Annotated in this window: 22 protein-coding genes and 1 pseudogene; 2 read left to right on the top strand and 21 right to left on the bottom strand. The window is 52.9% G+C overall.

Features of this window, described 5'->3' with window-relative positions:
* Positions 1-4 precede the first annotated feature (4 nt).
* From J2S36_RS04990 to J2S36_RS04970, 5 genes are all read right to left on the bottom strand, one after another.
* On the bottom strand, positions 5-223 hold the full coding sequence (locus J2S36_RS04990; RefSeq protein WP_309956147.1) for an acetyl-CoA carboxylase: 219 nt from the start codon (positions 221-223) through the stop codon (positions 5-7).
* Positions 220-642: a DUF1617 family protein gene (locus tag J2S36_RS04985; RefSeq protein ID WP_309956145.1), complete on the bottom strand. Its 423-nt coding sequence runs from the start codon at positions 640-642 to the stop codon at positions 220-222. The genes J2S36_RS04990 and J2S36_RS04985 overlap by 4 nt, the downstream gene beginning before the upstream one ends.
* A gap of 15 nt (positions 643-657) precedes the next feature.
* Positions 658-3,489, bottom strand: a complete 2,832-nt coding sequence (locus tag J2S36_RS04980) for a phage tail spike protein (RefSeq protein WP_309956143.1) — start codon at positions 3,487-3,489, stop codon at positions 658-660.
* A 152-nt stretch (positions 3,490-3,641) separates the two neighbouring features.
* Positions 3,642-4,334: a hypothetical protein gene (locus J2S36_RS04975; RefSeq protein ID WP_309956141.1), complete on the bottom strand. Its 693-nt coding sequence runs from the start codon at positions 4,332-4,334 to the stop codon at positions 3,642-3,644.
* Entirely contained in the window at positions 4,334-7,009 is a 2,676-nt protein-coding gene (locus J2S36_RS04970; protein WP_309956138.1) for a phage tail protein, read from the bottom strand. The genes J2S36_RS04975 and J2S36_RS04970 overlap by 1 nt, the downstream gene beginning before the upstream one ends.
* Positions 7,010-7,126: 117 nt before the next feature.
* Here J2S36_RS04970 and J2S36_RS04965 point away from each other — a divergent pair, with 117 nt between their 5' ends.
* Both J2S36_RS04965 and J2S36_RS04960 read left to right on the top strand, forming a co-directional pair.
* A complete protein-coding gene (locus J2S36_RS04965) occupies positions 7,127-7,804 on the top strand; it encodes a hypothetical protein (RefSeq protein WP_309956137.1) in 678 nt (225 codons plus the stop codon).
* Between the two features lie 19 nt (positions 7,805-7,823).
* Complete coding sequence (locus tag J2S36_RS04960; protein WP_309956135.1) at positions 7,824-8,321, top strand: hypothetical protein; 498 nt, start codon at positions 7,824-7,826, stop codon at positions 8,319-8,321.
* 190 nt (positions 8,322-8,511) lie between these two features.
* Here J2S36_RS04960 and J2S36_RS04955 read toward each other — a convergent pair whose 3' ends face one another.
* The 16 genes and pseudogenes from J2S36_RS04955 to J2S36_RS04880 all read right to left on the bottom strand — a co-directional run bounded on the left by J2S36_RS04955 (position 8,512) and on the right by J2S36_RS04880 (position 19,612).
* Positions 8,512-8,925 carry a polysaccharide deacetylase family protein gene (locus J2S36_RS04955; RefSeq protein WP_309956133.1) on the bottom strand — a complete coding sequence of 138 codons (414 nt, stop codon included), beginning with the start codon at positions 8,923-8,925 and terminating at the stop codon, positions 8,512-8,514.
* Positions 8,926-8,945: 20 nt separating this feature from the next.
* The gene (locus J2S36_RS04950; RefSeq protein WP_309956131.1) at positions 8,946-9,530 is read right to left on the bottom strand and encodes a major tail protein; all 585 of its coding nucleotides are present in this window, start codon (positions 9,528-9,530) and stop codon (positions 8,946-8,948) included.
* Positions 9,531-9,543: 13 nt separating this feature from the next.
* Positions 9,544-9,885 (bottom strand): hypothetical protein, encoded by a 342-nt coding sequence (locus tag J2S36_RS04945; RefSeq protein ID WP_309956129.1) that lies wholly within the window; start codon positions 9,883-9,885, stop codon positions 9,544-9,546.
* Positions 9,882-10,319, bottom strand: coding sequence for an HK97-gp10 family putative phage morphogenesis protein (locus tag J2S36_RS04940; protein WP_309956128.1), 438 nt, complete (start codon positions 10,317-10,319; stop codon positions 9,882-9,884). Before J2S36_RS04940 ends, J2S36_RS04945 begins: the two co-directional genes overlap by 4 nt.
* Positions 10,319-10,651 carry a head-tail adaptor protein gene (locus tag J2S36_RS04935; protein WP_309957494.1) on the bottom strand — a complete coding sequence of 111 codons (333 nt, stop codon included), beginning with the start codon at positions 10,649-10,651 and terminating at the stop codon, positions 10,319-10,321. The genes J2S36_RS04940 and J2S36_RS04935 overlap by 1 nt, the downstream gene beginning before the upstream one ends.
* 14 nt (positions 10,652-10,665) lie before the next feature.
* A complete protein-coding gene (locus tag J2S36_RS04930; protein WP_309956127.1) occupies positions 10,666-10,983 on the bottom strand; it encodes a head-tail connector protein in 318 nt (105 codons plus the stop codon).
* A gap of 32 nt (positions 10,984-11,015) precedes the next feature.
* A complete protein-coding gene (locus J2S36_RS04925; protein WP_309956126.1) occupies positions 11,016-12,242 on the bottom strand; it encodes a phage major capsid protein in 1,227 nt (408 codons plus the stop codon).
* A gap of 14 nt (positions 12,243-12,256) precedes the next feature.
* On the bottom strand, positions 12,257-13,135 hold the full coding sequence (locus J2S36_RS04920) for a head maturation protease, ClpP-related (protein WP_309956125.1): 879 nt from the start codon (positions 13,133-13,135) through the stop codon (positions 12,257-12,259).
* Positions 13,132-14,436 carry a phage portal protein gene (locus tag J2S36_RS04915; RefSeq protein ID WP_309956124.1) on the bottom strand — a complete coding sequence of 435 codons (1,305 nt, stop codon included), beginning with the start codon at positions 14,434-14,436 and terminating at the stop codon, positions 13,132-13,134. Before J2S36_RS04915 ends, J2S36_RS04920 begins: the two co-directional genes overlap by 4 nt.
* 105 nt (positions 14,437-14,541) lie before the next feature.
* On the bottom strand, positions 14,542-14,712 hold the full coding sequence (locus J2S36_RS04910) for a hypothetical protein (protein ID WP_309956123.1): 171 nt from the start codon (positions 14,710-14,712) through the stop codon (positions 14,542-14,544).
* Positions 14,713-14,799: 87 nt separating this feature from the next.
* Complete coding sequence (locus J2S36_RS04905; RefSeq protein ID WP_309956122.1) at positions 14,800-15,276, bottom strand: hypothetical protein; 477 nt, start codon at positions 15,274-15,276, stop codon at positions 14,800-14,802.
* Positions 15,277-15,291: 15 nt separating this feature from the next.
* The gene (locus J2S36_RS04900; protein WP_309956120.1) at positions 15,292-15,834 is read right to left on the bottom strand and encodes a hypothetical protein; all 543 of its coding nucleotides are present in this window, start codon (positions 15,832-15,834) and stop codon (positions 15,292-15,294) included.
* A 171-nt stretch (positions 15,835-16,005) separates the two neighbouring features.
* A pseudogene (locus tag J2S36_RS04895) lies at positions 16,006-16,190 on the bottom strand (terminase TerL endonuclease subunit); the annotation flags it as partial.
* Between the two features lie 772 nt (positions 16,191-16,962).
* Complete coding sequence (locus tag J2S36_RS04890) at positions 16,963-17,523, bottom strand: hypothetical protein (protein ID WP_309954381.1); 561 nt, start codon at positions 17,521-17,523, stop codon at positions 16,963-16,965.
* Between the two features lie 181 nt (positions 17,524-17,704).
* Positions 17,705-19,309: a terminase large subunit gene (locus tag J2S36_RS04885; RefSeq protein WP_309956118.1), complete on the bottom strand. Its 1,605-nt coding sequence runs from the start codon at positions 19,307-19,309 to the stop codon at positions 17,705-17,707.
* 114 nt (positions 19,310-19,423) lie between these two features.
* Complete coding sequence (locus J2S36_RS04880; protein ID WP_309956116.1) at positions 19,424-19,612, bottom strand: hypothetical protein; 189 nt, start codon at positions 19,610-19,612, stop codon at positions 19,424-19,426.
* Positions 19,613-19,716: the final 104 nt, after the last annotated feature.

Here is a 19,716-nt window from a genome sequence, read left to right as displayed (position 1 = left end):
CGACTTACATGGTCGGGTCGGTGAGCACTTCCAGAATTGGCATGGTTAGGTCGAGTGAAGCGCTTGCTGGCTCTAGGATCGCAGTAGTTTGAACGTCATCTGCTGGTAGTGCGGGCGTGGCATCAGATTCGACCGGGACGATCGGCAACTGCACCTCATCTGGTGATGACTCATCGACGGAAACTTCGGTCAGTTCTGTGTCCTTTTCTTCCTTGGCCTTCATTGGTTGTCCTTGGCAATGGCGTCGTAGAGGACGTCGTAGGCTTCGGCTGCCACGCCAGAAAGCTCACCCTCGTACCCGTCCAGAAGCTGGCGGATGTCTGCTTCGTGGCCGTCGTAGGTCGGGCCAGAGACTTCAGCGACCGAGGCGAGTAGTGCTTGGCGGGCATCGAGGAACTCACCAGCTTTCTCGGGGTTGGCGAGGGCGAAGGTTCCGTCTTCTGCGAATACTGGGCGGCCGTGCTCGTCGAGCGTGGCGTAGGCGGTGACGAGGTCGTATTCGTCTTCCCCGAACCGGGCAATCGCCTCCTTCACCAAGGTGAGCAGTTTCGAGCGGGCACGAGACTGTGCGGTCTTCAAGGGCATGCTGGTGAGTAGCTCTGCGATAGGTTGGAGGTGTTGGTTGGCGATCATGATTTCCATGGATGTTTCCTTTCCTTATGCGAGGTTGGTAGACATGGTAGATAGGCCGGTGTTGGAGTAGTACTGCCAAGTAATGTTTGTTCCTGAGCGTGAAATGGTGGTGATCCATCCGTGGTTAAGGAGCGAGATCAGTGAATTCACTCGGCTCATCAAATCCTTGGTGCGATCGAACAGGCGGGTCATGTTGTAATACGAACCGTTGGTGACGACCATCAGGTCGTAGGTGTGGAAGACGATTTTCGACAGCCCGCTTTGTCCCACCCAGCCCGAGTGCGTGCCGCTGCCTGTGAGCGTGCAGTCTTGCAAGGTGACGTAGCGTGAACCGGTGGTGTAGAACTTATACCCACCAGTACGCAGGTCGGAGCCGAGGTGGATTCCGGCTTTGCCGTAAAACAAGCCTTTCGGGTCAAGGGTCAGGCACGTGTAGTAGTTGCCGCCTTCGGTGTCTTGGTAGGTCCAGGCAACGTAGTCGCCTTTATAGGCGAGCTGGCCTACGATGCCTTGCACATCGGGCTTGTCCTTATGGGCTCTGCGTGCGAACTCGCCGATATAGCGGGTGCCGTACCAAAACTGCATCCCAGCACTCGTGATCTTGCCTTCCAGCGTGTCCCCGTTATACCAAGCGATTTGATATGGGCTAATCCTGATAGATTGCCTCCAGTCTGCCAGCCCTACTTGGATTGCGTTAGTAGAAAGCTTGTCGCCTGTAATCGACCTAGCGGCGATCCTGCCTGCGTTGAGATAGCCGGTGGTGATCTTGCCAGCATCCAGCGAAGCGATCTTCGCGCTCGTGACCGCAGCGTTTTTAATCATCGCATTAGTAATAAACCCGTTAGCGATCGTGAGCTTATCAGAGGTAATACTTCCTGCAGCGATCCTAGCTGCGGCAAGAGTACCACTAGTGATTTTACCGGCTGACAGGGAGCCGATTTTCGCGTCGGTGATCGCGGCGTTCGCGATCATCGCGTTCGTAATAAACCCGTTGGCGATTGTGAGCTTGTCGGAGGTGATTGATCCAGCCTGAATGCGTGCCGCTGCCAGGTAGCCGGTGGTGATTTTCGCGGCGGACAGTGAGCTGATTTTCGCATCTGTGATTGAAGTGTTGGCGATGTGTGCGGTGCCGATTGCGGCATCTGCGATGTGTGCTTGGCTGATCGCTTTCGACCCGATCATCGCAGCCCCAACTGGTGTTGGTTCCCATTGGTTGTGGGAGAGAATATATTGGCGGGCGATCACTCCGTCTACGCGCACTTGCCACAGCGCGCCCTCTGGCCTGCTGGTCGCGTCCGCCACAGTCGGATCGAGGCTCGCAACCGTGAGCCGTCCATCCGAGGTAACCGCAATATCGTGGGCGTCTTGCGCCAACTGGATAGCACCAGCGGCAGCAGCCTTGGCCTCGTCGATCTCCATCTGCGCCGAAGCCATCTGAGTGGCGACAGCATCGGCGGCGGTTTGTGCGTCGTGTGCGGCGGCGAGGGCGTGGCCGACTTGCGTGCGGGCGGCGTCGAGTTCGGCCTGCACCTGTGCATGGTTCAGATCGGTGGCGAGGGCGACCCAGCCTGGTTGCCCAGTGTCAGTGAGCTGGTAGATCCAGATTTCGGTTGTCTCACCATTGCTTTTAAACCATGTGTCACCTAGTTGAGCTTTCTCAGGTTGGGCGCTGCCGTAGTGGTTGGTGTTTTTCCCATCCGCACTAGCCAACGCAAACCCTGCCACATCCGATGCCGATACCGCCGTGCTCATCGCAGACTTCACTTGCTGGGTGACGGAGGTGAACTTCCGAGCAGCAGAGCCGAGTTCGACCGAAATATAGTTACATGTGAGCGGGTTGTATTCGTATGCCACCACCCGCGCCGTGAGCGCAATCCCAAGATCGCCGTGGCGGACGGTCACGGTGTCGCCAATTTCGACGGTTTCGAGCTGGGCGAGGTCTGCGTATTCCTTGATGGTGGCGAGGTCGACGAACCGCACCTTATACGACCCAGACGGCTCATCCACATGCTTGACGCTAAATTCTGCTGCCGCGAGACGGCGCAGCTGCGCGTGTGCCTGATCGAGTGGAAGTTCGCTCTCACGTGGATTGTCAGTGTCGGTGATGGCTTTAACCTGCCCGTAGCGGATGACGCGGATGCGTGGCACCACATAATCACCCAGTCTCGAGCTATCAACATACAGTTCAGGCAAAAGTAGCCCATCATAACCGACTGGCAAAATCCGCGTCATCACCGTCGAAAAATCAATAGTCGATTCAAACCCGGTGAGATTCTTCCGCTCACGGATAACCATCCCATGATCAGCTCCACGCCGTGGGGTGTGGTGGATCAGCCAATTATCGCGGGCCAGTTCACCACCCCAACGCGAAGCAAACGAATTATCCTCACCCGCATCCATCAAAGCTTGGGCGACGGGCATGCGCACCATCCGCGCCGACGAGCGCGTCACCGTATCCGAGGATGTCGCAGTGAAACCGTGTTTGGTGTTCGCCGCGCCAAGAATCTGGGTCAGTGCGTCTTTCGCAGTCTTGTTGACAACGTAGGTGTCGGCGACCAAATTCGCAGCCAGATCATAGAAGACGTGAAACGCGCTCACCTCGAGCAAGCCGTCAAGGGTGGTAGTAACCTCGCTAATCCGAAAACCCTGACGTTGCTCCAGCCCTGGCACGGGCGCTGCCACAATGTTCTCAAGTACGAGGTGCTGTGCTGCAGGCCCATCTGCCGGATAGGTGAAGATCAGTGAGAATTCACCGCCAAGCTCTTCGCTCACGATCGGGTTGATAATCTCCCGGTCGAGCACGCCGAGTCCGGTGGTGGTGAAAATAGTGCTAGTGCGGGCATGAACTGTAATCATTGAAGACCCCTTTCCAAACAAGACAAGACGGCCAGCCAGTGCACAAACGGCTCAAAAATAAATGCACAAATAGGGTGCGGACGTTTTTCCGTACCCCAAATGGCTTAGTTTAATTTGACGAAACACAGATAAATGCATGAGTAAGGATGATTTTAAAGACCCCGCCAATTCGGTATGATGACCACTTTTGATATGCCCGCGCCAAGAGTGATCTGATTTAAACCAGGTTTTAACACTGGGAACGATCCTGTTAACGCATCGGTCTGGACTTTCCCGTGGGCGTGTGCGACGAGGCGTTCGCTGTCGAGCGTGACGGAGCCTGCTGGCGAATTCACGTGATAGACGCGCGCATTGATCGTCAAAGACAACGCTCCGGTGCCAGTAACGGTGATGATCGGATCAGCATCCAACAGGCTAGGGTTGGTGAGCGTCCCCGACTCCAACATCGTTACGGGCTTCAAGCCCTCAGACAAATAGCTGAAGGGCTGGCAGGTGAGCCACGCAGTGAAGAACCCCCACCCCGACAACTCCCTCCGAAGTTCGCTCACTTCGCAGTGCTTAACCTTGCGGTAAACACCAGGATCGGCAGTGAACGCGATCGTAGAAGCATTCGTGAGCTCGTAGACGGCTTTCCTGTAGTTCTCGAGCCTGTCGCGGATAGGAATCGCAAGCTCAAGCTCAAATTCAGCGTCCTCCCAGCCCGTGAACCTGGTCAACGTGCCTGCACGGCCTTCGACCTTAATATCGTCAACAGCTCTTATTGCAACTGGCAGCGCGACTGGTGCGGTAAGCCGCAGCCCAAGCGAAGCCGAAGTGGTCTGGTCGCCCAGGGTGAAGCCGTACATTAGTAGCCTCCTGCCATCACGGCCTGTCTGCGGTCAAGGCGTGCAAGTTGTTTGTCGAGAGCGGGTGCGAGTTTGCCTACCAGCGTCCCATCCGAGAGCGTCACGCTGATGTCCAGTGAGGACAGGATACGTTTCGCAGTCGCATCCACAATCCCAGCCACATCCACACGCTCATTCGCGCTCTCACTGCTTCGCTGAGATACAGCCTTGGGTTGCGGGGTAAGATCAACACTCGGCACTTGCAGATCTGTAACCGCGTCGATCGGGACACTCAGCCCGTTTCCAAGGTCAGCGAATGCGTCCATCGTGTCCTTAGCCAAACCAGTAGCAGCGCTGATGGCTTTGTTCCCATCGGTTTTGATGGAGCCTGCTAGGCCTTCGACGAGCATCCGTCCAGCCCAAGCCATCTTCCGAGAAGGACTGTGGATACCGAAAAAGCCGGTGATCGAGTCCCAAATCCCGCGTGCCCAATTCGAGACCCGATTCCACAACCAGCCCGCCAAGCCTTGGATACCGTTCCACAGGCCGTAAACCAGGTTCTTACCCGCATCAGCCATCGCTGAAACACCCTGCCCGACCGCGCGGACGATACCAGAAATAATTGCTGGAATATTTGACACGATGGTTGAGATGATTCGAGGCATCGCCCGAACCAGCGCGGTAAGTAAATGAATACCAGCTTGGACGAGTTGCGGGATCGCCCCACCAATAGCAGAGACAATCGCGGCAATGATCTGCGGCAAGGCTGCCACGATCGTCGTGATGATTTGCGGTAGTGCGTCAATCAACGCGGTCAACAGTTGGATACCAGCGTCGATAAGCTGCGGGATAGCACCGACCACGCCGGACACGATAGCGGTAATAATCTGCGGCAAAGCAGCCACAATCGAAGTGATAATCTGCGGCATAGCCCCAATCAACGCAGTGAGCAGTTGGATTCCTGCTTCGATGATTTGCGGGATCGCACCCACAAGAAACGTGACAATCCCAGTGATGATCTGCGGCAATGCTTCAATAATCACAGGGATCGCTGCGATCAGACCTTCTGCAAGTCCAGTAATCAACTGTAGTGCCGCGTCCAACAAAAGCGGCAAATTATCCACCAAACCCTGCACGAGCGCCACAAGCATCTGCACCGCCGCTGGAACAAGCTCCGGTAAGGCTTCACCAATCCCAGAAACCAAAGTGGCAATAATCTGTATCGCCGCCTCCAACAAGGACGGGAGAGCTTCGATAATGGCTTCCACTAACGCAACAATCAACGTCACCGCCGTCTTGGCTACTTGTGGGAGGACTTCAATAATCCCTTCGAGCAGTGCGGTGAGGATAGACATGCCGGTTTCAACCACCATCGGTAACTGGTCAGCAATAAACCCGAGAGCCTCCTGTAAGACTTGACCGAGGATGTCGATGAGGGCGGGTGTGCCGCCTTCTTCAAACGCTGCGGTCAGTTCATCAATCCACCCGTTCACCATCGGTAACACCGACCCAGCCAGAGTATCACTCAGTCCGCCAGCTAGCACGACTTTGAGGTTTTCCACCCCGTCGTGCATTGTCGCAAGCTGACCAGAAAACGTTTTGGATTGGGCGTCCATAGCCCCGTAAAACCTGCCACCCTCGCTCGTAGCCGAAGCGAACGCGTCCGCGACCATATCCGCAAATATAGCACCCTTGGCCATCTCTTCTTTCAACTCACCAATCGACTTGCCAGTCTTACGCGAGATTTCCTCGAGCGGGTTAAATCCAGCGTTAATCATCTGCAACAAGTCCTGACCCGTAAGCTTGCCAGTCGAAGACATTTGAGCGAAGGCGAGCGTCAAAGACTCCATCTTCACTGCATCCCCCTGGGAAATATCACCGATCTCATTCAAGTGTTTCTTCGCATCCTCCAACGACATGCCAAACGAGAGCAGGGTTTGCATGTTGGAAGCTAAATCCTGCATACCAAACGGAGTCTTCGCCGCCTGAACCTTCAAATCATTAACCAGCTGTTGAGCCTTCGCCTGATCGCCGAGCATCGTCGTAAAGCTTGTGGAGTATTGCTCCATGCGAGCGTTATACTCCACGCCCTCTTTAAGGGCACCTGCCATGCCACGCCCAATAGAAGCGATCGCATGCCCAATACCTTTCACGCCTGCGATGATCGCTTCAGAAGCAAGGTTGGCTTTGAGCACGTCACCGAAAACACGGGTCTTACCGGAAGTGGAATCCATCTCGTTGCCGAGATCATCGACCGCCCCTTCGAGCCTGCCCGCATCTTTTGCCGCCCCTTTGGCATCATCGCCCGCATCGTCAGCCTCGTCCCCAAAATCCGACAGGGCATCATTATTCGATTTGAGTTCACCCTCGAGCTGGTTGAGCTGCGCGCCCGCGTTATTAAGCTGGATCTGCCAATTCTTCGTCCGAGCATCATTCTCCCCAAACGAGGAAGCGCTGTTTTCAAGCGCCGCACGCAAAGTCTCAATCTTAGCTTTCTGCGCCTCAATCTCTTTACCCAACACTTGGTTACGGGCGGTGAGAGCTTCAGCGGACTTGTCGTTCTTATCAAACGAGGACGCCACCAGCTTCATCTCGCTGCCAAGCACCCGCATTTCACGGTTAATCTCGGTGATCGCGCGCTTAAACTCACGCTCACCCTCCAAACCAATCTTCAAACCAAAACTGGAATCAGCCATAAGTCTGTATTCCCTACATAGATAAATAAAAACAATGACGGATACGAATGTATTTATGTGCTTTTAGGAGGTTTCCTATAATCCTGGGTTAAGTAAACAGTTATCTAGTTTTCCTCAATGAAAGATGTAGGTATGAAAAAGTCAATCATCAGAAGTATTGGATTCACTGTGGCTCTCGCTCTTACTACTAGCACAGGAACAGCATTAGCAGCAGAGAATTCCTCGCTTACGAATTCGGATTTCGCATTCAGTTCAATCATGCACACGCACAATTCCAATGTTGTTGTGACAGCTCAAGGGGTTTCTATAAATGGTGTTTTCTACACACAACAAGAGTTTCGCAGTGCTCTCGATCAGGCAGTAATGTTGTGTTCCACTTATAACTCTGGGATCATGCCAAGAGCAGCGGTTGCTGCTCTTCCAGGTCTCTATTTTATTCCAGGTATTGGGCAAGTAGCCATCGCAGCAACAGGAGCTATTGTTGTTGCAGGAGTGACCATTTCAGTTGGTAGTTGGTTATGGAATACTATTACGTCATGGCTAGCTGATTCACATTCACAATCTATAGCTCGTATTCGGGCTTCTATCCCTTCTCAGCTAAAGAAATCTAACGGTGATGTGAATCTTGGGAAATTTACTAAGAAGCAAAAGGGACGTCAAGAATGGAAGGCTGATAATGGCTGGAGCATTGACAAAGATACAGCAGGACACGGTGGAAGGAAATGGAAGTTAAAGAACAAACAGGGTAAGAGAGTTGCATCTCTAGGCGAGAATGGCGAGGTACTTGGTGACTAGTAATGAGGAAACTGATAGGATGAACGATTTTCTAAGTCATATTGACCAGATCCAAGAAAGTTCATCGTGGCATGTGTTGGACTTCATCCCTTTTCAGCCCAAAAATCCAGATTTTCTTCACTATGAACAATTCTTAGAAACAGGTAACTATGTGCAGGACTTTGCTCGTCGAATTTGTTTCATTTCTTTGACTCTGATAGCTGAATATGAGGCAAAGCTTTACCTTACTGAGAATGAGACTTTCTTTAAGCTTCATCCAGATCTTAAACCGCTCCATAATATACGTGAGCTTCCGTATCAAAAGTTAGATGAGATTATAAAGGAAGTAATCGTTAATGATCTATCATCATTACAAATTTTTTTCACAGATGAAAATGTTCTACTAAGCATTGATGGAGCACTTCAGGTAACGCTCTACAACGCTTGTGGTAGTTTCCTCGAGACATTACGTCTACTTGTTCAACAAAACGGTCTTTTCCTCAAGTGTCATAACGGAAGTGACATCAAAATTTCCTAGATTCCAGCGGGAATCACGTCGTCGATGAACCATTGACGCAGCGGCTGCGCTCTGCCGGTTTCTAACCGCCAACAGTCGACGAGATCCAAAAGTTCGCCGAACACGGTCAGACCCACCTCCACGCGTGTCATGTGGAGGTGGGCTATGCCAATATAGGTAAGCCGTGTGAACACAGCATGGTCGTTTTCGACTATGCGTCCGCCACTGGTGCTTTTGGGACTGGCTCGGTGAGCACATCACGCCTAGTGCCTCGCTGTAAAGCCTCAGCGATTGCGCTACGATAGTCTGCCAGATCGGCAGGGACGGTGAGCAGTTCGACCTCGTCCTCGCTCAATTCTGGGCGTTTATCATCAGGGTGATGGTGGTTGTGGATCTGAACTGATTGGTTGGCCAGTAGCGTGATCAACCAAATCACCTCACCTAATGTTTTACCCAGGTCCTCGGAGGTTTCGAGGGTGTCGCCTAAATGTTCGAGCCCGCCATAGCGCTCGGCGATCAGCCTAGTGGCTTTCGTCGTAAGCACAAGCTCGTAGTCCTCCCCGCCGATGCTGACGGTTGCAGAGCGCCTCGGTTCAACAACAGAGTTTTTCTTTTTGGTGGTCATCGTTTAATGTTCCTTGCTTGTTAGTTTTTGGCAGGCTCGTAGACTTGGTTGTACCAGTTGGTAATCGTTTCTTGTTTCACACCAGTCCCACCCTCGAGCACTTCAGCTTTCCACGGATGCCGCCCCTTACTATCGGGTTTGTTACGCCGTAGAATCGTGCCCTCAATCGAGGGTGTGGAGAACGTGATCGAGTCGGCTTTGGTGGCCAGCGTTTCGGTGGGCAGGGCAAACTTAACCCGATAAAGCCAGAAATATTGATACTTCCCGTTGGAGCGTGCGGCGCGGAAGCCGATCGCCACCGGGCTGCCGCCGTCTTCGGAGGCGGAGATGAGGACGCCGTTAGAATCCACGCTCGCACCCGTCAAGGCGGCCGCTGCTTCACCACCCAGATCGTCAATACCGAGGGTGAGGGTGCCGGATTTGAATTCTTTCACGATCTCACTTGGCCCGTCATCGGCATAGAGGATTGCTTCAGCCACCTCGACGGAGAGTTCTGCGGAGATAGCTTTGGCCAGCGGTTTGGGTTTGGCGTAGGTTTCCTCACCCGTATCGGGGTTTTCGGTGATGGTGGCGTAGTAGAGTTTGTCTAAACCAATCGTTGCCATGGGTGTGTTCCTTTCAGAGTGTGTGGTGGGCCGCGACGTCTATCGCGTAATGGTGGAATCCGGTGTTGGTTTCGAAGCCGACATACCGGCGTGCTGTGATGGTTAGTCCTGCGTCGAGCAGTGCGCGGGTAATCCGGTTGCGCAGGTCGAGATAATTGCTGCGTGTGAATAAAGCGAGGCGGACTTCTTCGATCTCAACGCTGGGCTGGTTGTCGGCGAACACGTCTAACACGTCAGCCAGTGGTGTTGTTACCAGATACGTATCTGGTGCTGGTGTTGTAGTAAACAAGCCGATTTCGAATGGTAGGTCGAGCTTGTCAGCAATATTCGTGAGCTGTTCTAGTAATGCGGTCATTGTCTCACCTGCTCGATCCGCGCCGTGAGCGTCGTTTTCATAGCCTCGATCGCACCACGCCTGGTTTGTGCCCTGGTGGGTGCAAGGAATGGGCGTGCAGGCTGATTAGACCGGCCGTGTTCGAGGACGTTGGCGATCAACGCATTCGCTTTGCTGTCACGCCGGTTTTCAGCGAAGCCGACCTTAATATTGTGATCACCTCGACTGTTCACCTTCACGCTCGTTGTGCCCAGTGCTGCGAGTAGTTGCCCTGTCGAGCGTGATGTCTGTTTGGTGTTCCGGCCGATTACGCTCGTGAGGTTTGCTCGCATACGCGGCTCGACTACGGCGGCTCCCGCCTTGAGTACCTCATCAGCTGAATACTCCAGTACACGGCTGGCGGCGTTGAGGGAGTCAATGAACGCGTTCGGCAAGCGGATCTGCACTCGAGCCATTAGTTGCTCCCTTCAGGGCTGGTGTGGTGAGCAAGAATCTCAACATACCTGCCGATCACTTCGACCGTGTCGATCACATACCGCCCGTCTGGGCTACTGATCTGCATATCCGTCGTGACGGGCAGGTTTGGGAGGTTGCGGATGCGGAAGAGGACGTCAGCCTGTGAGTACGCTGCCCGGTTCACCCACGCAGCACTCGCGTGCCGCACCTCGACCTGCGCCCGCACGGTTGCCCGCACTTCATCGCGTGTGGTGGTGAACCCTGCCTTATCACGCACCGTAACCGGGGTGATGAGGTCGATCGTGGTGCGCATGGATCCAAGAGAAGCCATGAATGTTCCTTTTCTTAGACTTTCCATTCACGATCCAGACGCAGCAGGTTGTTCACCGCGTTCCACACCGCTTTAGCGGCATCCGGTTTATCTGCCCAAAAGCCTGCCGTCGAACCATCACGCGACTCATAGAAATGGGAGGCGAGCATGACAATGCCCTGCCTGGTTGCCCCAGACATCTCGTGTGTTCCGTAGTGGTTTTCAGGCAGGTGCTGGAAAGCGCAGGCGTAGGAGGTGGCCGCATTGATCAACGCAGCAATCAGTCTGTCGTCATCATCGAAGCCGATGAGCAGATTCGCCTTCACCTGATCGATAAGCTCTGTTGTGGTCATTGCGGCCACCTCCTCTCCATGTGCGGGGTTTGTTATGCTCCGGCCTTCTGGGTCAGCAGCTTGACTGCTTCGGGTAGGACGAGCTTGCCGTCCAGACGCTGGGAAGCCAGGAATCCGACCTGCCCGGTGGTGGCGAACAATTCGTTGAGCCGCTTAAACGAGCGGCCCTGTCGGTCGGCGATCCAGTAATACGACAAGTCACCGAAGGCCACCGTCGACGCACCAGCCTTAATCTCCGGAACAAACGTGGACGTATGGACCGGGCGGCCGAGAACCAGATCAGGGGTTCCTGCGGTCAGGGCTGGCTGCCACAAATACTGGCCATTACCATCCTTAAGCTTGCGCACGGTCTTGACGGTCGAATCGTTCATCAGCCACACCGCGTTCTTCCGATACGGGCCGCGCAGGCTATAGTGCAGGTCGATAAGCTCATCAGCCGTAATATCCGTTGCTTTAGCTGTGGTCACCGCCTTCTCACCACCGCCAGATGCAGTGAAGATGCCGGTGGGCTTACCCTTGCCATCCCCGGTGAGGAAGGCTTCTTCTTCAGCAGCGCCAATACGGCGAGCAAACTCCACAGCCAGATACTGCTCAACATTAAACGCCGCATCGTTGAGCAGCTCTTCGCTGATTTTGAGGAAGGTGCCGAGCTTAAACGCCGACAGTGTCACCTGGGTGAAGGCTTCGTCCGATTCGGTATAAGGCTTGCCCTCGTCCAACCAGCCTGCAGTGCCGTGCGTGGAAACCACGGGGATTTTACGGTCCCCGCTAGTGGTTTGGATAACCTTCGCCAAAGAACGCATGATGTTCTGATCCTCCAGTGAGGAGATCAGCGTGCGTTCAAACTCATCAGGCACCAAATATCCGCCTTCAGTGTCGACGCCTTCGGACAGGGCGTTGCGCACCTCCATCGGAGAAGCGTTGAGCCGCATCGCATCCCAAAACGCCCGTTTGTACGAGGCGGTTGCTCGAGGTGCAGTCGGCTTGGCTTCATCATCAGGGCTCATACCGGGCATGGAGGTGAGCGGCATGTTGGTTGCCTTGGCGAGGTCGGCGTCGCGGCGCAACGCGCGTTCAGAACGCGCGATCTCGTTAGTGAGTTGGTCGATCTCGGCTTCCATCTTCGCGTAAGCCTGATCATCTTCAGCAGATAGGCAACCTGTGCTGGTGTCGCGGCGCTCATCAAGGAAGGCCTTCGCCTTCTCCCAAACATCTGCGCGCTTGGTACGAAGGTCAGAAACAGAAAGTGAAGTAGACATGGATATTGGTCCTTTCAGTGGGGTTGATTGATCAATTCGGCGTACAAATCAAGAACCCGCCGACCAACAGGTGCAGCGGGTGTAGTGGTGGGGCGTGGTGGTCGCACAAGCTTCGACGACGACGGTGGTGATGTGGCGGTCAGGTGCGCGACGAGTTTTTGCTCGGCTGCTCGGCGTGAAAACACCGTGCCTTGTCCCACGTTCTTGGGTTGGAACGGAGGGCGCTTCGGCTCCTCGCCGTCGTCCTTGTCAGGCTCGTCAGGCGACTCCACATCGTCCTCATCGTCTTCTAGTTCTTCGTCCGGCTTAGCGTTGAAGGCCGGGCTACGTTCGCCGGTCAGGAGTTCGTCGGCGAAACCCATGTCAATCGCGGCCCGAGCATCCATCCAGGTCTCAGCGTCCATGAGCTTGGACAGCTTCGCCCGACTCAGGTTCGTCTTCTCCTGATATGCATTCAGAATCGATTCTTTAACCGAATCAAGCATGTTCATTGCACGTGCGAGTTCGTCCTTGTCACCGACCGCCATGGTGGCCGGGTTGTGAATCATCAACATCGACACGGGGCTCATGGCGACCTTCGTGGCGGCCATCGCGATCACGGACGCGGCGGATGCGGCGATGCCGTCGATATTGACGGTCACGTGGCCTGGGTAGTCGATGAGCATGTTGTAGATCTGCGCCGCAGCCACCACGTCCCCTCCGGGGCTGTTGAGCCAGATCGTCACCGGACCAGAACCGGCGTTCAGTTCTTGGGCGAAGATACTGGGTGTGATGTCGTCATCGAACCAGGATTCTTCAGCGATCGTGCCGCTGATACGCAAAACCCGGACACTTGTCGCGTCCGGGTCAGAATTGTTTGGCTCGGGGGTGAGCCAGTTCCAAAAACGTCTCATATCCTCCTCCTTAAGGGAAGCTCGTTACTCGAAGGTTCCTGGGCCAGTTCAGGCTCTGGTTCAGATGCGGTTGTCTGCGCGTAGGCTCCAGCAAGCCCGAGCGGGAGCATGTTCCCGTTCACCAAATAGAGGTCACCGCCTGCCTCGATGCTGATGCGGTCGAGGTTTTCTAACTCGCGGATATCGTTAGCGCTCATCCACCCGTTCTGCCGCGCCACCGCATACCCATCCATCCGCGACTTATAATCCCCACGCAGCAAGCCTTCAAGATTAAACTTCACATACACCTGTGGTTTCTCACGCTCAGCAAGGAGGGTTTTGCTGATGGCTTGTTCGAAGCGGATCACCCACGGATCCAGCGTGTACTTCACGAACTCGAGCGATTGCTGCTCAATATTGGAAAACGAGGATTTTTCGAGGTCGCCAATCATGTGCGGCGGAATACGGAAGATTCGAGCAATTTCGTTGATCTGAAACTTTCTCGTCTCCAAAAACTGGGCCTGCTCAGGTGAGACGCTGATGGGCGTGTATTTCATGCCCTCTTCCAGCACGGCGATCTTGTTGCCGTTCCTCGCTCCGCCGAACGTCGACTGCCATGATTCGCGGACGCGAGCTGGGTCTTTGATTGTTCCTGGATGCTCCAACACGCCACCGGGAGCCGCACCATTCGCGAAAAAGCTCGCACCATAATCCTCCGTCGCTTGAGCCAAGCCGATAGCGTTTTTTGCCATCGCAATCGGGCTGTAGCCGACCAGGCCGTCAAAACCCAACCCTGGAATATGTAACACTTCATGCGGTGACAGGCGTACAGTTTCGAACCTGCCACTTGGTTCATCCCATGTACGCTGATACTCATAATACAAACGACCTTGCTCATCTCTGCCCACGGTCATTCTGTTTGGCATCAGCGGATACAAGCCGATAACCTCATCACGACCATTACGAATCACCTGAGCAAACGCATTACCCCACAACAACAAGTGAGTCATCAACGTTTCACGGAACACGAAGGACGTCATCTCCAGGTTCGGCTCATCATGCAACAACCTATAGAGCGGATGATCGAGCGCCTTCACCTTCGCCCCATCAGCACTCTGCCGGTAAACATGCAACGGCAAACCCGCGACCGCCTCAGCCAAAATCCGCACACACGAATACACGGCAGTCAACTGCATCGCGCTACGCTCAGTCACCGGACGACCAGACGACGCAGCCCCGAAGAAAAAGCTATAACCCGAGCCAATCGCATGATCGTCAGATTTGCGAGCAGAGCTGCCACGCAGCCAATTCAGAAAACCCATTTCTCACCTCCTAGAAGAGCAGGCATGAAGATGGGCACCTGCCACAAGACAGATGCCCATCAGATATGAAAAATCGAACCTATAGAAAAATCTAGAAAAATAAGATCATCTATCAGAAACATCACGGTTCTTCGATGTTGCTTTCGAGCAGACCACCCCAGCAAGAGCCACTAAAAAACCAGCCAAGCACAAGAACTCGGCATGAGAAATATCCAGCCACAGAAGAACGATGCCAGCTATGCAAAGCAGCCAACCTGCCACATTGGTTACACGCATTTAATCCCCTATGTCACATACGTCCATTGCTGCTTCCCATCAATCAAGGTTCAATTCCTCTACCTTTTTTGTTATAACGTCCACATCTCAGTCTTCCGTTATCACCCGTTTAGCGGCCTCTGCGGTATTTCGCCACGCTTCACGCACTTCTTCATCATTCATTCCTGGTTCCCAAGACCTCAGTAAGGTAATAGAAACCAGCTCCACAGCTATTGCGAGCGCTGCCATGATTCCTGCCGACAACAGGGAGTTAAGTAGCGCGTACGACGAGGAGAAATAAGTAATTGCTAAAAGAAAAAGCTTCACAAAGATGGGTCGCCAACCACCTGGAGAATTATGTTTCTTTTTTCTTGCGTAATACTGATCAAATATGGTCGATAGTGTTTCGCAAACAACCACACTTACTCCCACAATAGTTATCAATAGATACACGGTCGCCTTGTGGGGTATCAGCCAAAACACAATGTTAGAGGCTATGAAAACACATATACCAATAATAAAACCAGTGATTATGTGCCCCCACCAGGCGTAAGAAAACGAGATGGGCTTCCAAGTCGTACTCATATCACTTCTCCGCTCTCACCCGAAGCAAGCGGAAATCACCCCATCGAATCCGAGAATCATCTCGAGAGCTTGGACACCTTCCTCGCCAATCTCAGCAAAAGCTGCTCCGCTTTTAATGGCTCTCCAAATGCCGCTTACACCACCCCAAATTTTCCGCGCTTCCTTCAGCCATTTGAGTATTTTGCCCACAGGAAGACCATATTGAACAATTACACTTGCTACCTCAGCACCGCACTGCCACCACGATGCTCGCGTAGCTATCCCTCCAACACGTATTCCGTTTAGCGCTCGAGAAAGCTCGGCTTCATAATTCGGCGTTGTCCTCGGGTTTGCATTCCTTAAGTTTTCTGGAACTCTCTCTAATGCCTGAATAAGACGGTCAAGTTCCGCGTCACTCAGCGAAGGTGAAATCGAGTTTAGGTTAACCGATGTCGAGACTGCTGGTGTCGAAACACCTCTACCGTTCCCCTCACTCACGCTAGCAGCAGCTACACCTGTACCCGCTAATCCGAGTGCCAAACTTACAGAGGCTCCAATGACCATATTGTGGATTTTCATTTTTTCTCCTTATTTGTCACGTTGTCGGCACCATGTCGGCAACCTCTGTTCCGCAGTAGCGTCGATGCTTACTGCAGGTAAAACAGTATTTGCGCAACAACTTTGTTGGCTAAATACTGTTATCTACAGTGTAGATATATCTCACATTATGTTGTCAAGAGAAAATTCTTTTTACAGTACGAGTAGTCCTCGTTGGTCGTAAACGCTTCCGGTTTCGGTTCCTTGTCCGCAGCGGATGGCGCGGTCGAGTGCCATGATTGTGGCGACGACGCCGTCGATCTTCTCAGTGTCTTTTGCTTGTCGGGCTTGATGTTGCCTGCCGGATCTTGGAGGATACGGACGTTATCTATTAACCAGACGTTACTGATATTTTATCTGGAAAATATCGAGCATCTTGTGCAAGACGAAAAAACCGAAAGGCTAACAATAATTAAAATTGTTACTATTGTTGAAACAATTTGCGCCCATCTTATATTTACATATATAGAAAAAGGGAACATGCAAAGCCCGCCGATTAACAAAACCGCTGCTGTTCTCATCCCCAAAAACTGTTGCCTCTTAAAACACATCACAAGCGCCAAAAGCCAACTGTAACTGAAAACAATAAAGGTGATTGACGCATTTTTAGCATACCCCAGAGCTAGATGCGTAGCTAGAGCGAACCAAACGGTGTAGACGATAGAAGTAAGAAAAATTCTCCAACTACCCACATTGTCCGCACCGTCTGATTCTGACCTTTGGCAGAACATATTTCCCCTATTTCACACTATCGCTTTCGAGAAGAGCCCCTGCAGCAGCCCCAAGACCAAACATTTTAAGCGCTTGTGCAATCACGGTCTTATGAGCGAGGATGGTTTTCACCAAACTTGCCTGCGTCGCACCAGGAACGCAACTGGAAGAAAATACTACTTTTGTTTCTCGGAGTCGTACTTTAAATACATGGTAACTGCGGGAAATACCACCGAGATCACCACAACTGCAGCCATATTCTCGTGCACTATGTCGTTAAAAAACTCAGAAGTCAAGGTACCAATAAAAAATAAGAGACCGATCAATGCTGTACATACAACCGCCTGTAAAACGTATCGGAGCTTCTGTGACATGAGAATCTTCCTCCCTCCCGTTTCACTACCGCGACCACGGAGTCGCACACCAAATAGCAGATGCAGCCAATGATGCAGCAAGACCTACAACGCCGCCTTTAATTGCATTTTTCCCTACAATTTTAACGATATAAAGAGCAGCTTCCTTCCAAAGTTGCCTTTCGATTAGCTTGGTAAAAGCTCCAGTAAATAATCCCGCAATAGCTCCAAGCCCTGTAACATCAATTACGCATTTTGTGTAATCGCTGGATCTAGTTTGAATAGCAGTATTATTGACAAATGGCTCGCCATTCAATCTTGCTGCTATCACTTCAAGATCCGCTTTATTGACATGCGACATATACCCCGCCTCAGTGACATACCAACGTCCTGCATCATTCTGAGACAAATATGTAGCAAAAATATTTTCTAGCTCTTGCGCAAGTTGCTCTAATTCCTGGCTCGAAGCTATATCGGAGTTCATTACAGAGACTTCAGTATTTCCTCCACCTACAGTATTTATATCTGCAGCTGTTGCGACTCCTACGCTTGACATAGAGAGGGTAGCACTCGTGATAGCTGCTATAATCGCTGTTTTAGCTGTCATAATATTTCTCCTTAGCATGCTTCATTACACGATTTTGCTCTGGCAACATCTGCCCCACAGTGAGTATTGATGTCCGCCACGGAACAACACACTATTACACAACTTCCTTGTTGCTTAAAGTGTTAGCGTTATTCTAACACACTCTTCATTCGCACAGTCAACAAGCATATTGATTTGGAATTCAAAATACTAACAATCCGCGCTCGTCATAAACACTTCCGCTGATGTGTCCGGTGCCGTTTCGGATGGCGCGGTCGAGTGCCATGATGGTTGCGACCACGCCGTCGATCTTCTCGGTGCTCTTTTGTTTGTCGGGTTTGATGTTACCTGCAGGGTCTTGGCGGATGTGAATGTTGTCCACCATCCACGACAGAACTGGGTGCCCGCCGTGCGCTAGGCGTCCTTCGAGTGCGAGTTTCATCAGCTCTTTCGAGGGCGGGCTCATGTCTTTGAAGCCTTGCCCGAACGGGACAACGGTGAAACCTGAGGCTTCGAGGTTTTGGCTCATTTGGACTGCGCCCCAACGGTCGAAAGCAATCTCCCTGATATCGAACCGAGTCCCTAGTTCTTCGATGAAGGTTTCGATCGCGCCGTAGTGGACGACGTTACCTTCCGTGGTTTGCAGGAAGCCTTGCTGCTCCCACAGGTCGTATGGCACATGGTCGCGCGCGACGCGGAGTTTGAGGTTGTCCTCAGGGATCCAAAACCAGGGCGCGATAACGTATTTGTCGTCACCAGTTTGGGGTGGGAAGACGAGCACGAACGCTGTGATATCCGTCGTCGAGGCTAGATCAAGCCCGCCGTAACACACACGCCCCTCCAAATCGCTCAGGTCAACGGGTGCTGAGTTTTGGTTCCACACGTGCATGGGCATCCACCGCACCGACTGCTTCACCCACTGATTCAAACGCAACTGCCTGAACGTGTTTTCTTCAGCAGGGTTTTGTTTCGCGCTTGTGCAGGCTTGGCGGACTTTCTCAATCGGAACCGTGATCCCTAGAGAAGGATTAGCCTTATACCACACGGCTTCGTCGGTCCAGTCGTCCTCACGGCCAGCCCCGTAAATCACTGGATAGAACGTCGGATCGTGCTTTTTGCCTGCGAGGATGTCTTCGGCTTTCTCATGCTGCTCATAACAAATACTATGCGTATCAGTGCCAGCCGTCGTAATCAGGAAGTACAACGGCTGGGTGCGGGCATCACCAGAACCTTTGGTCATGACGTCGAACAAGGCACGCCCCGGTTGGGTGTGCAGTTCGTCGAAGACAACACCGGAGATATTAAACCCGTGCTTCGAATACGCCTCTGCACTCAAGACTTGATAGAAGGAGTTAGTGGGCTTGTAAATAATGCGCTTTTGTGAAGAAAGAATCTTTACTCGCTTCGAGAGGGCTGGGCTCATGCGGATCATGTCGGCAGCTACCTCGAACACGATGCTCGCTTGCTGGCGGTCGGCTGCACACCCATAGACTTCGGCGCGTTCTTCACCATCCCCGCAGGTGAGCAGGAGCGCGACTGCGGCGGCGAGCTCACTTTTGCCCATCTTCTTGGGTATCTCGACGTAGGCGGTCGTGAACTGTCTAAACCCGTCAGCCTTGACGGTTCCGAACAGGTCGCGGATGATTTGTTCTTGCCAGTCAATCAAATGGAAGGGTTTGCCTGACCAGCGGCCCTTCGTATGCTTCAAAGCCTGGATAAAGGCGACCGCATAGTCAGCCTTGCGCTTGTCATAGGTCGAGCCGTCGGCCATGAACCTTGTTGGTGTATAGGCGTGTAGTTGACGCATCGTAATTCACCTCCTCTCCAATGGCATAAGAAAAGCCCCAACCAGCGGGGCGAAAAGTTCTCAGAGCACTGCGCCTAAACCGTGAGGGCTTAGGCGTAGTGTGCGGGGTTTAGATCAGGGCGTCGAGGGCGGGTATTCGGTGCGACGCTCCTCGAGCTGGTGGGCGATGATGGATGCTCGGAAGCCGTTCTTCTCCCGTCCAAGTTTTGCTTCTAGGGCGGTGATTTCAGCCTTACGACGCTTCATCACCTGAACTGAATCGCCGTTCTGAATTGCTAGCTGGTCGCGTTCGAAGCTGTTCATGACCATCTCTCCTTCTCTTGTTTGGTCATGTACATACTGTGAGACTTTTGGGTGTGGCTGGTCTGGGATCGGCTGGCAGGATTAGACCATAGCTCTGGTGGCGT

The sequence above is a fragment of the Arcanobacterium hippocoleae genome, assembly GCF_031456295.1.
Taxonomy (GTDB): Bacteria; Actinomycetota; Actinomycetes; order Actinomycetales; family Actinomycetaceae; genus Arcanobacterium_A; species Arcanobacterium_A hippocoleae.
This window is presented reverse-complemented; position numbering and strand designations above follow the sequence as displayed.

Coding starts and splice junctions, on each gene's coding strand:
- J2S36_RS04965 (WP_309956137.1), top strand. CDS start 7,127: ATGAAAGATGTAGGTATGAAAAAGTCAATCATCAGAAGTATTGGATTC.
- J2S36_RS04905 (WP_309956122.1), bottom strand. CDS start 15,276: ATGAGTACGACTTGGAAGCCCATCTCGTTTTCTTACGCCTGGTGGGGG.
- J2S36_RS04915 (WP_309956124.1), bottom strand. CDS start 14,436: ATGGGTTTTCTGAATTGGCTGCGTGGCAGCTCTGCTCGCAAATCTGAC.
- J2S36_RS04950 (WP_309956131.1), bottom strand. CDS start 9,530: ATGGCAACGATTGGTTTAGACAAACTCTACTACGCCACCATCACCGAA.
- J2S36_RS04890 (WP_309954381.1), bottom strand. CDS start 17,523: ATGACAGCTAAAACAGCGATTATAGCAGCTATCACGAGTGCTACCCTC.
- J2S36_RS04930 (WP_309956127.1), bottom strand. CDS start 10,983: ATGACCACAACAGAGCTTATCGATCAGGTGAAGGCGAATCTGCTCATC.
- J2S36_RS04970 (WP_309956138.1), bottom strand. CDS start 7,009: ATGGCTGATTCCAGTTTTGGTTTGAAGATTGGTTTGGAGGGTGAGCGT.
- J2S36_RS04980 (WP_309956143.1), bottom strand. CDS start 3,489: ATGATTACAGTTCATGCCCGCACTAGCACTATTTTCACCACCACCGGA.
- J2S36_RS04975 (WP_309956141.1), bottom strand. CDS start 4,334: ATGTACGGCTTCACCCTGGGCGACCAGACCACTTCGGCTTCGCTTGGG.
- J2S36_RS04955 (WP_309956133.1), bottom strand. CDS start 8,925: ATGACCACCAAAAAGAAAAACTCTGTTGTTGAACCGAGGCGCTCTGCA.
- J2S36_RS04940 (WP_309956128.1), bottom strand. CDS start 10,319: ATGGCTCGAGTGCAGATCCGCTTGCCGAACGCGTTCATTGACTCCCTC.
- J2S36_RS04985 (WP_309956145.1), bottom strand. CDS start 642: ATGGAAATCATGATCGCCAACCAACACCTCCAACCTATCGCAGAGCTA.
- J2S36_RS04885 (WP_309956118.1), bottom strand. CDS start 19,309: ATGCGTCAACTACACGCCTATACACCAACAAGGTTCATGGCCGACGGC.
- J2S36_RS04880 (WP_309956116.1), bottom strand. CDS start 19,612: ATGAACAGCTTCGAACGCGACCAGCTAGCAATTCAGAACGGCGATTCA.
- J2S36_RS04925 (WP_309956126.1), bottom strand. CDS start 12,242: ATGTCTACTTCACTTTCTGTTTCTGACCTTCGTACCAAGCGCGCAGAT.
- J2S36_RS04945 (WP_309956129.1), bottom strand. CDS start 9,885: ATGACCGCATTACTAGAACAGCTCACGAATATTGCTGACAAGCTCGAC.
- J2S36_RS04990 (WP_309956147.1), bottom strand. CDS start 223: ATGAAGGCCAAGGAAGAAAAGGACACAGAACTGACCGAAGTTTCCGTC.
- J2S36_RS04935 (WP_309957494.1), bottom strand. CDS start 10,651: ATGGCTTCTCTTGGATCCATGCGCACCACGATCGACCTCATCACCCCG.
- J2S36_RS04920 (WP_309956125.1), bottom strand. CDS start 13,135: ATGAGACGTTTTTGGAACTGGCTCACCCCCGAGCCAAACAATTCTGAC.
- J2S36_RS04910 (WP_309956123.1), bottom strand. CDS start 14,712: ATGCGTGTAACCAATGTGGCAGGTTGGCTGCTTTGCATAGCTGGCATC.
- J2S36_RS04900 (WP_309956120.1), bottom strand. CDS start 15,834: ATGAAAATCCACAATATGGTCATTGGAGCCTCTGTAAGTTTGGCACTC.
- J2S36_RS04960 (WP_309956135.1), top strand. CDS start 7,824: ATGAACGATTTTCTAAGTCATATTGACCAGATCCAAGAAAGTTCATCG.